Origin of the sequence: Glycomyces arizonensis DSM 44726, assembly GCF_000482705.1 — a bacterium.
Classification (GTDB): domain Bacteria; phylum Actinomycetota; class Actinomycetes; order Mycobacteriales; family Micromonosporaceae; genus Glycomyces; species Glycomyces arizonensis.
On record NZ_AXWO01000003.1, the window covers coordinates 144285 to 159722 of the forward strand.

A 15438-nucleotide genomic window follows, 5' to 3' on the forward strand; every position below is an offset into this window, starting at 1 on the left:
AGACTACGGGCGTCCTGTGACAGCCTCGTCGCCGCCGCCGTTCGAACGGCGCGGCCAAGGGGCCTTGGCGCGCAAGTCGGTCAGGCGCACCGCCGCCCGCCCCCGCTGCTCGGTCAGCCGCTCCGCCAGCGAGGCCGGCCACAGCCGCGCCCGGAGGCGGCGCCTGCCGCCCGCGGCCCGGTGCAGCGAGGCGCGCAGGTCCGTCGCCGCCACGGGCAGCGCCGTCGTGTCGGCGCCCCTCCCCGAGTAGCGGTCGAACTCCACGGCCGAGGCGAGCGCCCCGACGGCCTCCCCGGTGGCCGGGACCGCCGCGCTGATCGCCGCGGCCGTCTGTCTGGGCGTGAACGAGTCGTGCAGTTCCAGGCCGTAGTCGACGGCGAGGTCCCGCGTCTCGTCCCACGCGCTCTGGGCGCTGAGCCGCCTCGGCCCCAGCCGGGAGCGCCGCAGCCCCGAGCGCCACAGCGCGGGTATGAACGGCACCGCGAGCACCAGCAGCAGCGCCAGCCACGCCGGATCGACGCCGCCGTCCTCGCGCGCCGCGGCCTCCGCCTCGGCCTGCTCCTGCCCGCGCGGGTCGAGCTCCTCGGCGAGCGTCGGCCCCTCGCTCGGCGCGGCCGTGCTCGGCGCGTCCTCGGGATCGGTGCCCGGCTGGTCGACCGCGCCGCCGTCCTCGGACGGCTCCTCGGCCCACGGGAAGCTCACCGAGCTCGCCACGCCCTGCGAGGGCGTCGGGTCGAAGGTGATCCAGCCGAGCCCCCCGTAGTAGACCTCCACCCAGGCGTGGAAGTTGCTGCTGGAGACGGTCCACACGCCCCCGGAGTAGGTGCCCTTGGTCAGGCCGATGGCGACGCGGGCGGGCACGTCGGCCTCCCGCAGCATCCAGGCCATGGTCGCGGCGTACTGCTGGCAGTAGCCCTTCTTGGTCTCCAGGAAGTCGAGGACGGCCTCCTCGTTGCCCGCGTCGGCGGTCTCCAGGCTGTAGGTGAAGCCGTTCGCGGGGGAGAGGAAGTCGAGGATCGCCAGGACCTTCTCGTGGGTCGTCGCGGCGCCGCTCTGGGCCATGATGCCCTCGACCGCCTCCGTCAGCTCCGGGACGTCCGGGTGCTCGGTGTTGCGCTCGAACACGGGGTCCTCGGGGGACACCGCCCCGGCCGCGGCCAGCACGCCCGGGTCCCAGTCCTGCTCGGTGTAGTGGACGGTGTAGGCCTCGACGTCCTCCAGGCTCGACTCCTCGGTGGCGATGACCCCGGTGTCGGGGTCGACGCCCCACTCGTCGCCGAGGCCGATCTCGGTCGGCTGTCCGTAGACCGGCAGCACCTGGTCGACCAGCGCGAGGTTCTCCACCTCCGCGGTGAAGACCTCGCCGCCGCCGTCGAGCGAGTCGAGCGAGTCCAGCTCGCCGTAGTCGCCGGGATGGAACCCGTCGTTGGTGAGCACGTCGGCGACGTGCATCCGCAGGTAGCGCGGCGTCGGGTCGTCGGTGGTGACGCGCAGGACGTCGAACGGATCGGGCCGGTGGAGCGAGCCTGAGAGCTGCGCCCACGGGTCCAGGCTCCCCAGATCGCCCTCGCCGCCGGGGCCCTCGCCGTCGCCGTAGCCCTGCGCGACCTGGTCGACCAGGCCGGAGGTGCTGACGGGGATCACCGCGAGCAGCAGCAGCGTCAGCGTCACGAACACGGCCCCGGTCACGCGGGCGGTGACCGCCAGCGGGGAGGGGAAGCGCGGCCCGACGAGTCGCCCCGAGCCGGTGAAGCGGTGCCCGAAGCGCGAGACGCGCCGCAGGTTGTCGTCGCCGAGGATCCACAGGTAGGCCACGGCCGGGAGGATGAACCAGAACCAGGCCGTCGCGTCGGGCGCGACCGATACCGGCACCAGGTACATCGTCAGCAGCGTCAGCCCGGCCAGCGCGGGGGTGCGCAGCCCCACGATGAACATGTCGTGCAGGATCGCGACGACGCCCACGCCCATCATCGTCAGGAACAGGATCCCGCCGTCGGCCTCCACCGGCGGGGTCATCGTGATGATGTCGTTGATGCCGTGGCCGACGAGGCCCAGCCAGTGCGCGAACGTGTCCGGCGTGGGGATGATCAGCGCGATCGCGGTGCCGCCGTTGAACAGCGTGGTCATGAGTACCATCAGCGCGGCGACCATCGCGAGCGTCTGGAGGCCCTGCCCGCGGCCCGCCGAGCGCATGAGCGACCCGGCCACGGCCACGACCGCCACCACCAGCAGCACCGGGACCGTCCACCCCAGGCCGTCGAAGATTCCCGCCAGCGGCGTCAGCGTCAAGCTCAGGCTGACCGCCGCGATCATCGTCGCGTGCCGCTGCCCGCTCATACTCCGGCCGCCTTCCACATGCCCAGGCCCGTCCACACCCGCCGCAGCTCAGAGCCTGAGACCACCGGGATGACCTGCCAGCCCGCGCTCATCAGCGCCGCCGCCGCGGCCCGGTGCTGGGCGGCGAACGCCAGCTCCCTCGGGTCGTTCGGGTTCGCGCCGTGGGCCCACCGCGTCGGGTCCAAAAGCAGCGCCGTGCAGTGGCCGCCGCGCCGCGCCAACCGGCCGAGCGCCCCGGCCTCCTCCGGCGTCACGTGCCCCAGGAGCGCCACGATCGCCGAGACCGACCTGGCCCGCTGCGCCTTCTCGACCACCCGCGACAGCTGCGCGCCCGAGGTGGCCGACACCGTCGCCAGGTACCGCATCGTCTCGCTGTAGTCGCCGCGGCGGCACTCGAACTCGGAATGCGCCGTCACCAGCCGCGGGGCCATGCCGTCGCGCGCCAGGCGCACCGTGGCCGAGGCCGCGGCGTTCACCATCCACTCGAAGCTCGACATCTCGCCCTCGCCGCGGTGCGCACCGCGCCGCAGGTCGAGCAGGACCGCCGCCGAGTTCTCCCACGGCTGCTCCTCGCGCCGCACCATCAGCTCCCCGCGGTGCGCGCTGGCCTTCCAGTGGACGCGGCGCAGGTCGTCGCCGTGGCGGTACTCGCGCACCGCGATGTCGTCGTTGCCGGTGATCGACACGGCCTGCGCCTGGGAGTCGCCCGAGGACAGGCCCGCCCCGCCCGGCAGGCGCAGCGTCGGCAGCGGCTCGATGCGCGGGGTGACGATCAGCCGCGTCGTCATCGGGAACTCCTGGTTGGACACCGCGAGCCCGAACGGGTCCGAGCAGCGCACCCGCAGCGGCCCCAGCTCGTAGGCGCCGCGCGATCCCGGCACGATCGTGTAGTTCACGACGCTGCGCGCCCCGGGCGCGAGGCGCTCCAGCACCAGGCGCGGCCGGTTGCCCAGCCGGTAGGGGATCCGGTCCTCCAGCATCAGCGCCGGCGGGCGGCGCCTGCCGGTGTTCTGGATGCCCAGGCGCACCTGCGTGGGCTGCCCGGCCTCGATCTGCGCCGGGTTGAGCACCCGGTTCGACTCCAGGGCCGGGCGCGTCCACGCCAGCAGCGCCAAACCGCCGATCGGCGCGATCGCCGCGAGCATCGCCGCCCGCAGCAGGTCGCCCTCGCCCACCACCAGGGCGGTGAGCCCGACCGCGGCGCTCACCGCCAGCAGCGTCTTGCCGCGCCCGGTGAGCTCCACGGCTAGTACCTTCCCGGCTGCGACACCACCGGGACGTGCCGCATGATGTCGGCCACGATCGAGGCGGTGTCGCCGCCGCCCATCGTGGTCTCGGTGGTGGGGATGAGCCGGTGGGCCAGCACCGGCACCGCCAGCTGCTGGACGTCGTCGGGCAGCGCGAAGTCGCGCCCGTCCATCGCCGCCAGCACCCGCGCGCACCGCAGCAGCTGCAAGGTGGCGCGCGGGCTCGCGCCGAGCCGCACCTGCGCGTTCGTGCGCGTCGCGGACACGATGTCGACGGCGTAGCGCTTGAGCTCCGGCGCCAGGTGCACCGCGCGGGCCGTGGCGACCATTCGGGTGATCGTGTCCCCGTCGCACACCGGCTTGAGCGCTTCGAGCGGGTTCACCTCGCCGCGGTGGTCCAGCATCGCCAGCTCCGCGTTCACGTCCGGGTAGCCGATCGCCAGCCGGGCGGTGAACCGGTCGCGCTGCGCCTCGGGCAGCGGGTAGGTGCCCTCCATCTCGACGGGGTTCTGCGTCGCGATGACCATGAACGGGCTGCGCAGCTTGTACGTGTTGCCGTCGATGGTGACCTGGCGCTCCTCCATGCACTCCAGCAGCGCGGCCTGCGTCTTGGGGCTCGCCCGGTTGATCTCGTCGCCCAGGATCAGGTTCCCGAAGATCGCGCCGGGCTTGAAGACGAAGTCGCGCTTCTCGGGGTCGAAGATGCTCACGCCGGTCACGTCGGAGGGCAGCAGGTCCGGCGTGAACTGGATGCGGCGCACCGAGCAGTCGACCGACCTGGCCAGGGCCTTGGCCAGCTGCGTCTTGCCCACCCCGGGCACGTCCTCCAGCAGCAGGTGGCCCTCGGCGAGCATGACCGCCAGCGCCAGGCGGATCGTGGGGGACTTGCCCTCGATGACCCATTCGACGTTGGTCAGGATCGCCTCGGCGGTGGCCTTGAACTCCTGCGGGCTCAACGGCCCCGGCTGCCGCACCTGCCGCGCTGGGGATGACTCGAACGCCAATGGTCCTCCCGGGGAAGAAATCTGAGGGTGGGATCGCGCCGTGAACGCCGCTTGCCCGCAATCCTACTCGGAGGTCACCAAAGGCGGCGCCTCGCCGAGCGGGCCGTGCGACCTGCGGACGCATCCGCTACACTGAACCCATGCCTCGGCGTTTCGAGCTTCTGCTTACATAGCCGTGCGGATCGGATCCCCGCGCGGCGCCCCTGCATGTGTCATATGCCAGGGGTTTTTTGCTGTCTGAGGGTCTGTACCCGCGAAACGCCGTTCGAATCCCGCAAAGCACCGAATCCACAGGACGACCCATGAGCGAACCGAACTTCCGATACGACGCACGCCTGGCGAACGAGATCGAGCCGCGCTGGCAGGAGCGCTGGGCCGAGGAGCGGACCTTCCGCGCCCCCAACCCGACCGGCGCGCTCGCCGAAGCAGGCCACCCCCGCGCCGGCGCGCCCAAGAAGTTCGTCATGGACATGTTCCCCTACCCATCGGGAGCCGGGCTGCACGTCGGCCATCCGCTGGGATACATCGCCACCGACGTGTACTCGCGCTACCTGCGCATGGCCGGATTCAACGTGCTGCACCCGATGGGCTTCGACGCGTTCGGCCTGCCCACCGAGCAGTACGCGATCGCCACCGGCCGCCAGCCCGCCGAGATCACCGCGGAGAACATCGACCGCTACCGCGACCAGCTGCGCCGCCTGGGCATGGGCTACGACACGCGCCGGGAGTTCGCCACCACCGATCCCGACTACTTCAAGTGGACGCAGTGGATCTTCCTGCAGATCTTCAACTCCTACTACGACACCGAGGCCGACCGGGCCAGGCCGATCGCCGAGCTGATCGCATCGTTCGAGTCCGGTGAGCGCCCCGCGCCCGACGGCCGGGCCTGGGCCGATTTGAGCGAGGTCGAGCGCCGCCGGATCGTCGACGGCCACCGCCTGGCCTACGTCACCGAGGCGCCCGTGAACTGGTGCCCCGGCCTGGGCACGGTGCTGTCCAACGAGGAGGTCACCGCCGAGGGCCGGTCCGAGCGCGGCAACTTCCCGGTCTACACGCGCACGCTGAAGCAGTGGATGCTGCGCATCACCGCCTACGCCGACCGGCTGCTGCGCGACCTGGAGGACCTGGACTGGACCGATTCGCTGAAGTCCATGCAGCGCAACTGGATCGGCAAGTCCACCGGTGCTTACGCCGACTTCGCGACGTACGCGGGGGACATCCGGGTGTTCACCACCCGGCCCGACACGCTGTTCGGCGCCACCTACATGGTCCTGGCCCCCGAGCACGGCCTGGTGGACGCGCTGACCGCCGAGACGTGGCCGGCCGACGTCCCCGAGGTCTGGACCGGCGGCCACGACACCCCGGCCGCCGCCGTCGCCGCCTACCGCGCCGCGGCCGCCGCGAAGACCGACGTCGAGCGCCAGGCGGACGCCAAGACCAAGACCGGCGTGTTCACCGGCGGCTACGCCACCAACCCGGTCAACGGCGAGCGCATCCCGGTCTTCATCGCCGACTACGTCCTGGCCGGCTACGGCACGGGCGCGATCATGGCCGTCCCGGCCCACGACGAGCGCGACTTCGCGTTCGCCAAGGCCTTCGACATCCCGATCCGCCAGGTCGTCGCCGGTGACGAGGAGTGGGACGGCGAGGCCGCGTACACGGACAACGTCAAGGGCCGCTGCGTCAACTCCGAGTTCCTGGACGGCCTGGCCGTCCCCGAGGCGAAGGAGCGCATCGCCGCCTGGCTGGTCGAGCACCGCCGCGGCGAGGCCGCCACGACCTTCCGCCTGCGCGACTGGCTGTTCAGCCGCCAGCGCTACTGGGGCGAGCCGTTCCCGATCGTCTACGACGAGACCGGCCTGCCCGTCGCGCTGCCCGAGGACCGGCTGCCGGTGGCGCTGCCCCACATGGAGGACTTCTCGCCGAAGACCTTCGACCCCGACGACGCCGACACCGCGCCCGAGCCGCCGCTGGGCCGCGCCAAGGACTGGGTCGAGGTCGAGCTGGACCTGGGCGACGGCCCGAAGACGTACCGCCGCGAGGTCAACACCATGCCCAACTGGGCCGGGTCGTCCTGGTACGAGCTGCGCTACACCGATCCGACGTCCGAGGACCGGATCGCCGACCCGGCCAACGAGTCCTACTGGATGGGGCCGCGCGATTCGGACGACATCGGCGGCGTCGACCTGTACATCGGCGGCGTCGAGCACGCCGTGCTGCACCTGCTGTACGCCCGGTTCTGGCAGAAGGTCCTGTTCGACCTGGGGCACGTCTCCAGCCGCGAGCCGTTCCGCCGCCTGTTCAACCAGGGCTACATCCAGGCCTGGGCCTACACCGACGCCCGCGGCGTCTACGTCCCGGCCGACGAGGTCACCGAGGTCGACGGCGCCTTCTACTACGAGGGGGAGCGGGTCGAGCGCGAGTACGGCAAGATCGGCAAGTCGCTGAAGAACGTCGTCACCCCCGACGGGGTGTGCGCCGAGTACGGCGCCGACACCTTCCGCGTCTACGAGATGTCGATGGGCCCGCTGGCCGACTCCAAGCCGTGGGAGACCCGCGCCATCGTCGGCTCGCAGCGCTTCCTGCAGCGCCTGTGGCGCAACATCGTCGACGAGGAGACCGGCGAGGTCACCGTCTCCGGCGCCGCGCCGTCCGAGGCGACGCTGAAGGAGCTGCACAAGACCATCGCCGGGGTGCGCGAGGACTACGAGCAGCTGCGGATGAACACGGCCGTGGCCAAGCTGATCACGCTGAACAACCACGTGACCGGCCTGGAGGAGGTGCCGCGCGCCGTCGCCGAGGCCCTGGTGCTCATGGCCGCGCCGGTCGCCCCGCACATCGCCGAGGAGCTGTGGGAGCGCCTGGGGCACTCCGGCGGCATCGCCTACGCCGACTTCCCGGTGGCCGAGGACCGGTACCTGGTCGAGGCGACCGCGACGTATCCGGTGCAGATCAACGGGAAGGTCCGCGGCCGCGTCGAGGTCGGGGCCGACGCGGGCGAGGAGGCCGTGCGCGAGGCCGCGCTGGCCGACGAGCGGGTGGCGGCGAACCTGGCCGGCAAGGACGTCAAGAAGGTCATCGTGATCCCCGGCCGCATGGTCTCGATCGTCGCCAAATAGCCGACCGCATCGGAAGCGTGAGGGCGGCCCCGGGCATTCCGGACCCGCCCTCGTCAATCGTCGGGCCAGTCCATGGCTCTGCCTCTGTAGGTGTATCTCTCCGCCTTCTCGGCGCGCAGCAGGAAGAACAGGATGAGCACGACGCCGATGCCGGTGAAGGACGGCGCGGCGACGCCGGCGACGAGGCCGCTGACGGAGGCGACGGCGCCGGTGAACAGGCACATGCCGGACCCGATGCGCCGCGCCCAATCCATGCGCGCGGCGATGCACACGGCCACGGCGACCTGGACGACCACGGCCAGGGCTGTCGCCACGAGCGGCCAGAGCATCGCCTCCCGGCCGTCTTCGATCCGCGAGTCGTAGTCGACCCACAGGAGGGCCGCGAGATAGGCCAGGGACAGGAGAGAGGCGCCGATGAGCACGAGTGCGACGACGATCTGCCAGGGAATCGGGTGGTGGTAGGCGGGTTTCGAGCGAGGGAACTCCATCTTGGAATGATAGGACTCCTGCGCACCCTGCCTCGTCCGCCATCGTCGGCGGCACGCATCATCATTGACATACATAGATGTTTCTATTAGTCTGTCACCACTTATGGGAGCGCTTCGCTTCCTGTTCTGACCAATGCCTCGTCCCCTCACGCGCGGCAGAAGCCTGAGGAGCAATCGTGTTGCAAACTCGCACCCGCCGTCGAGCATGGCTAGCGGGACTCACCACCGTCGTCATGGCAGGCGCAGGCCTGGCACTGTCGACGCAATTCGCCCACGCCCAATCGACCCTCCGAGCCGGGGCCGACGCCCAGGGCATCGACATCGCCGTCGCCGTCAACGACAACCTGTTGCAGAACGACTCGACGTACCGCAACACCATCGCCACCCAGTTCAACTCGGTCACGGCCGAGAACGTCATGAAGATGGACGCCGTCGAGCCCTCGCAGGGCAACTTCAACTTCGCCCCCGGCGACCGCCTCGTCCAGTTCGCCCAGCAGAACGACATGTCGGTCCACGGCCACACCCTCGTGTGGCACAACCAGAGCCCGAACTGGATCAAGAACCTCTCCGGCTCCGCCATGCGGCAGGCGATGGAGAACCACATCACGACGACGATGAACCACTGGGAAGGCGACATCGCCGGCTGGGACGTCGTCAACGAGGTCGTCGACGGCGGCCAGCTGCGCAACTCGTTCTGGCTCCAAGCCATGGGCCCGGACTACATCCAGTGGGCCTTCGAGGCCGCCCGCGCGGCCGACCCGAGCGCCGACCTCTACATGAACGACTACTCGATCGAGGGCATCAACTCGAAGTCGGACAAGTACTACCAGATGGCCCAGGACCTGGTCAGCCAGGGCTTGCTCGACGGGATGGGCTTCCAGTCCCACCTCATCCTCGGCCAGGTGCCCGGCAACATGGAGCAGAACCTCCAGCGCTTCGCCGACCTCGGCCTGAAGGTCCGCATCACCGAGCTCGACGTCCGCATCCAGATGCCCGCCTCGCAGCAGGAGCTCCAGCAGCAGGCCCAGGACTACCAGCGGGTGATCGACATCTGCACGAGCATCGCCGACTGCTCGGGCGTCACCGTGTGGGGCCTGCGCGACGGCGACTCGTGGGTGCCCGACGTCTTCAGCGGCTACGGCGCCCCGCTGCTCTACAACGACAACTACACCACCAAGCCCGCCTACGACGCGGTCCTGGAGGCCCTCGGCGGGACCCCGCCGGACGACGACACCACCCCGCCCGATGACGACACGACGCCTCCGGACGACGACGACACCACGCCGCCGCCCACCGGCGACGGCGACTGCACGGCCGTGATCGACGTGGTCAACGACTGGGGCTCGGGCTGGCAGGGCAACGTCATGATCACCGCGGGCGACAGCGCGGTCAGCGGCTGGACGCTCAACTGGACATGGCCCTCGGGCCAGTCGATCACCAGCTCGTGGAACGCCGACATCAGTTCCAGCGGCTCGTCGGTGACGGCCAGCGATGTCGGCTGGAACGCCGATATCGCGGCCGGGCAGACGATGAACGCCTGGGGCTTCGTCGGCTCCGGCTCCAGCGCCTCCCCGCAGGTGACCTGCACGGCGGGCTGATCTTCTCTTCCACGCACAGAGAACACGACGACCGGACCGGGAACGGCAGTCCCCGGCCCGGTCGCCGTGCGTTCTGGGGCCCTAACCGAGCTCGGCCTGGAACATCCAGGACTGCTTCTCCAGCTCGGCGGTGATGCTGATGAGGATGTCCTGGGTGACCGGGTCGGCCGTGTCGGTGGCGTCGATGCGCTCGCGCATGTTGCTGATGATCGCGGTGTAGGCCTCGATGAACAGCGACACCACTTCGGTGTCGGCGATCTGGCCGGCCTCGATCTTCGGCACCGAGGAGTCCGCGGCGATCGTCGAGGCGCGGCCGTCGGCGCTCACGCCGATGGCGATGGCCCGCTCGGCGACGGTGTCGGCGGCGTTGCGCGCCGTGCTCACGGTCTCGTCGAGCTGGAGGTGGAGCGATCGGAAGTGCTTGCCGTAGATGTTCCAGTGGGCCTGCTTGCCGATGAGCGACAGGTCGAGCAGGTCGACCAGCGCTCCCTGGAGCGCGCCGGCGGTGATATCGCGGTTCTCATCGGTCAGGGTGGAGCGGACGGTCGACATGTCGTTACCTCGCAAGGAACTCTCGTTTCTCTCGGGCTGCTCTGGTCAGCGTAATAGGCTGGTACCCGCGCGCGCCGAAAGTAAGCCAAAGCCCCGTGATGCAGTTTGTTGGATTAGTCGATAAACTAAAGACTGTCGCGCACGGACCCGCCTCGGGCGGCGCCAGACGCAGAGCAAGCACCGAACACCCGAACCGCAGGAGTCACGAATGCCTTACCGCCCACCGCTGGTCGCACGCGAGTTCTTCGTCGCCGACCCGCCGGAACTGCCGCAGCGCGCCGTTGGTGAGCAGGGCCTGTCGGCCGTCAAGGCCGCCGAGGTCGTCGAGACCGGCGCCTCCTCGGTGACCCTCAAGGCCACCACCTCCGCCGGGGAGGAGCTGTACGTCGGCCTCGGCGTCGCGGGCGAAGGCGTCATCCGCACCCGCCTGTCCGCCGACCCCGCCGCGCGCCCCGCCGCCGACAAGGCCCTCGCGATGGTCCACCCCGGCTCCTTCGACGGCGCCCGGGTCACCGCCGACGGCGACACCCTCACCGTCGATGCCGGTTCGGTGCGCGCCGTCGCCACCCTCGCCTCCTGGTCCCTGCGCTACACCGACGCCGAGGGCCGCACGCTCGTCGGCCAGAACCCCGGCGAGAAGGACATCTCCGGGCGCCTGCGCACCCTCCCGTTCGGCCGCTCCCTCGTCGACGGCGCACCCGCCGCCTACCACGAGTCCTTCACCGCCGCCCCCGACGAGGCCTTCGCCGGCTTCGGCGAGCGCTTCGCGCCGCTCAACGCCCGCGGCCAGCGCCCCCTGATGTGGAACTTCGACGCCTTCGGCTCCGAGTCCATCCGCGCCTACAAGAACGTCCCGTTCTACATGTCCGACCGCGGCTACGGCATCGTCGTCAACTCCGGTGCGCCCGTCGAGTTCGACGTGGCCCAGCAGACCCACGCCGCCGTCGAGATCCTCGTCCCCGACGACGCCCTCGAATACTTCGTCATCGCCGGGCCCACCCCGGCCGAGATCCTCGACCGCTACGATCGGCTGACCTCCCGCCCCGTGCTGCCCCCCAAGTGGGCCTTCGGCACCTGGATCTCCTCGGGCTTCTTCGTCGACAGCCACGAGCGCGTCATGGACCGCGCGAAGAAGATCCGCGAGCGCGGCATCCCCTGCGACGTCCTCCACCTCGACACGTTCTGGCAGTACGAGCCGCACTGGTCCGACATGCAGTGGGACTCGGCCAACTTCCCCGAGCCCGAGAAGATGCTCGCCGACCTCGCCGGGCAGGGCTTCAAGGTCTGCCTGTGGATGAACTCCTACATCTCGGCCAAGTCCCCGGTCTTCGCCGAGGGCGACGAGCGCGGCTACTTCCTCAAGAACGCCGAGGGCGAGACCTACGTCGCCGACGTCTGGCACGGCTCGCACGAGGCCAGCGGCATCGTCGACTTCACCAACCCCGACGCCGTCGAGTGGTGGAAGGACCTCCTGCGCCCGCCGCTCCAGGCCGGAGCGGCCCTCTACAAGACCGACTTCGCCGAGGGCGTCCCGGCCGACGCCGTCGCCCACAACGGCATGACCGGCACCGAGCTGCACAACGTCTACACGCTGCTGTACAACGACGCGGTGTGCGAGGTGACCCGCGAGATCCGCGGCTACGAGTTCGTGTGGGCCCGCTCGTCCTTCCTCGGCGGCCAGCGCCATTCCGCGCAGTGGTCCGGCGACGTCCAGACCAGCTGGGCCGCCCTCGGCGGCACCATCCGCGGCGGCCTGTCCCACGGCCTGTCCGGCATCCCCTTCTGGTCCCACGACACCGGCGGCTTCCACGGCAGACCCGAGGACGACCTGTACATCCGCTGGGCCCAGTTCGGCGCGCTCTCGCCGCTGCTGCGCTACCACGGCACCACCACCCGCGAACTGTGGGAGTTCTCCGAGGAGGCCGAGCGCCTCGCCACCGAGTCGCTCAAGCTGCGCTACTCGCTCATGCCGTACATCTACTCGGCGGCCGTGCACTCCTCGCGCACCGGCGAGCCGATGCTGCGCGCCCTCAGTGTCGACAACCCGAACGACCCGGTCGCCTGGAACGCCGACCAGGAGTACCGCTTCGGCAAGGACCTGCTCGTCGCCCCGGTCAACGACCCGTCCGGGCGCCGCAAGGTCTACCTGCCCGAAGGCCAGTGGATCGACTACTGGACCAAGGAGGTCGTCACCGGCGGGCGCTACATCGACACCGAGCACGGCCTGGAGACCTTCCCGGTCTTCGTCCGCTACGGCGCGATCCTCCCGCGCGTCGCGTCCGGCGACGTCATCGGCGACGGCCCGTTCGCGGCGATCACCCTCCAGGTGTGGGGCACGCCGGACCGCGGCGTCACGATCGCCGACGTGAACGGCGACACGGAAGTTTCGGTGGAAGTTTCCGAGAATTCCGTGACCCTTCTCGCGAGCGGCCCGGCCGACATCGCTAAGGTGGAGCTCATCGATGTCACCGGCAAGCCCGAGAAGGTCGCACTGGAGCGCAAATGACGCTAGTCGCGGGGATTGACTCCTCCACGCAGTCAACGAAAGTCCTGTTGGTCGAGGCCGAGACCGGCGAGATCGTCGACTCGGGCAAGGCCCCGCATCCAGGCGGCACCGAATGCCACCCCGACCACTGGTGGGACGCCCTCCAGCGGGCCGGGGAGGGCCTCCTCGACCGCGCCGAGGCGGTCGCGGTCTCGGGCCAGCAGCACGGGATGGTCGCCCTCGACGACAACGACGAGGTCGTCCGCCCCGCGCTGCTGTGGAACGACACGCGCTCGGCCCCGCAGGCCAAGCGCCTCATCGCCGAAGGCGGCGGCCCCGAGGCCTGGGCCGCCGAGACCGGCCTGGTCCCCGTCGCCTCCTTCACCGTCACCAAGCTCGCCTGGCTCGCCGAGCACGAGCCCGACAACGCGCGGCGCGTCGCCTCGGTCATGCTCCCGCACGACTGGCTGACGATGAAGCTCCGCGGCGTGGCGGCCGCCGAGGCGGCCACGGACCGCTCCGACGCCTCCGGCACCGGCTACTGGTCGCCGAAGACGGGGGACTACCTGCCGGGCAAGCTCATCGGGGCCCTCGGCCACGACGCGGCCCTGCCGCGCGTCGCCGCCCCGAACGAGATCGTCGGCCGCACGCCGAGCGGCGCGGCCGTGGCGCCCGGCACCGGCGACAACGCCGGGGCCGCGCTCGGCCTCGGCCTCGGCGCGGGCGACGTCGTGGTCTCCCTCGGCACCTCCGGCACCGTCTTCGGCGTCTCCGAGGTCCCGGCCGCGGACGTCACGGGCACGGTCGCCGGGTTCGCCGACGCCACCGGCCGGTTCCTGCCGCTGACGACGACCCTGAACGCCGCACGCGTGCTCGACACCTTCCGGAACCTGCTCGGCGTCGAGCACGGCGAGTTCGACACGCTCGCGCTCACGGCCGCGCCCGGCGCCGGGGGCCTGACCCTGCTGCCGTACCTCGACGGCGAGCGGACCCCCAACCGCCCGGGCGCCAACGGCGTCCTCAGCGGCCTGACCACCGCGGCCTCCCGGGAGGACCTTGCCCGCGCCGCCGTCGAAGGCATGCTCTCGGCCCAGGCCGACGGCATCGCCGCCATGACGGCGCAGGGCCTGGAGGTCGGGCGCGTCCTCCTCATCGGCGGCGCCTCCGCCTCGGAGGCCGTGCGGCACATCGCGCCGACGGTCTTCGGCGTGGACGTGGAGGTCCCGCCATCGGCCGAGTACGTGGCCCTCGGCGCGGCCAAGCAGGCCGCCTGGGCCCTTTCCGGCCAGGCGGCCCCGCCGCAGTGGAATGTAGGCGACACTGCCCAGTACAGCGGCGCGGCCGCGACCGCGGTGTCCGAGCAGTATTCGACGCTCCGAGACGAGACGGCCTCGTGGGCGTCCCATCAGTAAGCAGCAAAGGACAAGCATTATGAGCGACAAGTACTCGCCGGTGCCCGAGGACAAGTTCTCGTTCGGGATCTGGACTGTGGGTTGGGCGGCGCAGGATGTGTTCGGGTCGGCGTCGCGGGCGCCGATGGCGGCCGATCGCGCGGTCAGGAAGCTGGCCGAGATCGGCGCCTATGGGGTGAACTTCCACGACAACGACGTGTTCGACTTCGACGAGTCGGATCGTGAGCAGAACATCGCCGCGTTCAAGAAGGCGCTGGACGAGACGGGTCTGAAGGTCACCACGGCGACGACGAATCTGTTCGGGCACCCGGTGTTCAAGGACGGCGGGTTCACGCACAACGACCGCGACGTGCGCCGCTTCGCGATCAGCAAGGTGATGCGCAACATCGACCTCGCCGCCGAGCTCGGCGCGAAGGTCTATGTCGCCTGGGGCGGGCGCGAAGGCGCCGAATCCGGCGGCTCGAAGCACGTCCAGACGGCCATGGCCCGCATGAAGGAGGCCTTCGACATCCTCGGCGAATACGTCACCGACCACGACTACGACATCCGCTTCGCGATCGAGCCGAAGCCGAACGAGCCCAGGGGCCACATTCTCCTCCCCACGATCGGGCACGCCCTCGCCTTCATCAACGAGCTGGAGCGTCCCGAACTCGTCGGCATCAACCCCGAGATCGGGCACGAGGAGATGGCCGGGCTCGACTACGCCGCGGGGATCCGCCAGGCGCTGTGGCACGGGAAGCTGTACCACATCGACTTGAACGGCCAGACCGGTCCGCGGTATGACCAGGACCTGCGCTTCGGTGCCGGGAATGTCGGTGGGGCGTTCTGGGCGGTGGACGCGGTCGAGGAGGGGATCGCCAAGGGCCAGTACACCGGTCCGATCCACTTCGACTTCAAGCCCCCGCGCACCGAGGACGATGAAGGGGTCTGGGTCTCGGCCGCGGCCTGCATGCGCAACTACCTGATCCTGCGCGACAAGGTCAAGGCGTTCCGGTCCGACCCCGAGGTCCAGGAGGCGATCAAGGCCGCCCGCGTCGACCAGCTCGCCGTGCCCACGCTCGCCGCGGGCGAGACGTGGGAGGACGTGAAGGGCGTCGAGATCGACGTCGAAGGGCTCGCGGCGAAGGGCATGGCGTTCGAGCGCCTCGACCAACTCGCCCTCGAACACCTCTACGGCGTCCGCTAAGACGCACAGT

Annotated in this window: 10 protein-coding genes; 5 read left to right on the forward strand and 5 right to left on the reverse strand. The window is 70.6% G+C overall.

Annotated features, from left to right (window positions below; translation table 11 throughout):
• Positions 1–3: 3 nt before the first annotated feature.
• Genes H613_RS0105115 through H613_RS24460 form a run of 3 tightly spaced genes read right to left on the reverse strand, consistent with a single transcriptional unit; the run spans position 4 to position 4588 of the window.
• A complete protein-coding gene (locus H613_RS0105115; RefSeq protein WP_026922975.1) occupies positions 4–2337 on the reverse strand; it encodes a transglutaminase TgpA family protein in 2334 nt (777 codons plus the stop codon).
• Complete coding sequence (locus H613_RS24455) at positions 2334–3581, reverse strand: DUF58 domain-containing protein (protein WP_051392963.1); 1248 nt, start codon at positions 3579–3581, stop codon at positions 2334–2336. Before H613_RS24455 ends, H613_RS0105115 begins: the two co-directional genes overlap by 4 nt.
• A 2-nt stretch (positions 3582–3583) precedes the next feature.
• Positions 3584–4588 carry an AAA family ATPase gene (locus tag H613_RS24460; RefSeq protein WP_211234708.1) on the reverse strand — a complete coding sequence of 335 codons (1005 nt, stop codon included), beginning with the start codon at positions 4586–4588 and terminating at the stop codon, positions 3584–3586.
• Positions 4589–4890: 302 nt separating this feature from the next.
• Between H613_RS24460 and leuS the strand changes: the two genes are divergently transcribed.
• Positions 4891–7707, forward strand: coding sequence for a leucine--tRNA ligase (leuS, locus tag H613_RS0105130; RefSeq protein ID WP_026922976.1), 2817 nt, complete (start codon positions 4891–4893; stop codon positions 7705–7707).
• Positions 7708–7760: 53 nt separating this feature from the next.
• On the opposite strand, the gene H613_RS0105135 is transcribed toward leuS, so the two are convergent.
• Complete coding sequence (locus H613_RS0105135) at positions 7761–8195, reverse strand: hypothetical protein (protein WP_026922977.1); 435 nt, start codon at positions 8193–8195, stop codon at positions 7761–7763.
• A gap of 233 nt (positions 8196–8428) precedes the next feature.
• Between H613_RS0105135 and H613_RS0105140 the strand changes: the two genes are divergently transcribed.
• Positions 8429–9793 carry an endo-1,4-beta-xylanase gene (locus H613_RS0105140; protein ID WP_051392965.1) on the forward strand — a complete coding sequence of 455 codons (1365 nt, stop codon included), beginning with the start codon at positions 8429–8431 and terminating at the stop codon, positions 9791–9793.
• 81 nt (positions 9794–9874) lie between these two features.
• Here the strand turns inward: H613_RS0105140 and H613_RS0105145 are convergent, their stop codons facing one another.
• Entirely contained in the window at positions 9875–10345 is a 471-nt protein-coding gene (locus H613_RS0105145) for a Dps family protein (protein WP_026922979.1), read from the reverse strand.
• A gap of 208 nt (positions 10346–10553) precedes the next feature.
• On the opposite strand from H613_RS0105145, the gene H613_RS0105150 reads away from it, so the two are divergent.
• From H613_RS0105150 to xylA, 3 genes are read left to right on the forward strand one after another with little or no spacing between them, the layout of a single operon-like run.
• Positions 10554–12851 carry a TIM-barrel domain-containing protein gene (locus tag H613_RS0105150; protein ID WP_026922980.1) on the forward strand — a complete coding sequence of 766 codons (2298 nt, stop codon included), beginning with the start codon at positions 10554–10556 and terminating at the stop codon, positions 12849–12851.
• On the forward strand, positions 12848–14242 hold the full coding sequence (xylB, locus tag H613_RS0105155; protein ID WP_026922981.1) for a xylulokinase: 1395 nt from the start codon (positions 12848–12850) through the stop codon (positions 14240–14242). Before H613_RS0105150 ends, xylB begins: the two co-directional genes overlap by 4 nt.
• Before the next feature lie 19 nt (positions 14243–14261).
• Positions 14262–15428, forward strand: coding sequence for a xylose isomerase (gene xylA / locus H613_RS0105160; RefSeq protein ID WP_026922982.1), 1167 nt, complete (start codon positions 14262–14264; stop codon positions 15426–15428).
• Positions 15429–15438: the final 10 nt, after the last annotated feature.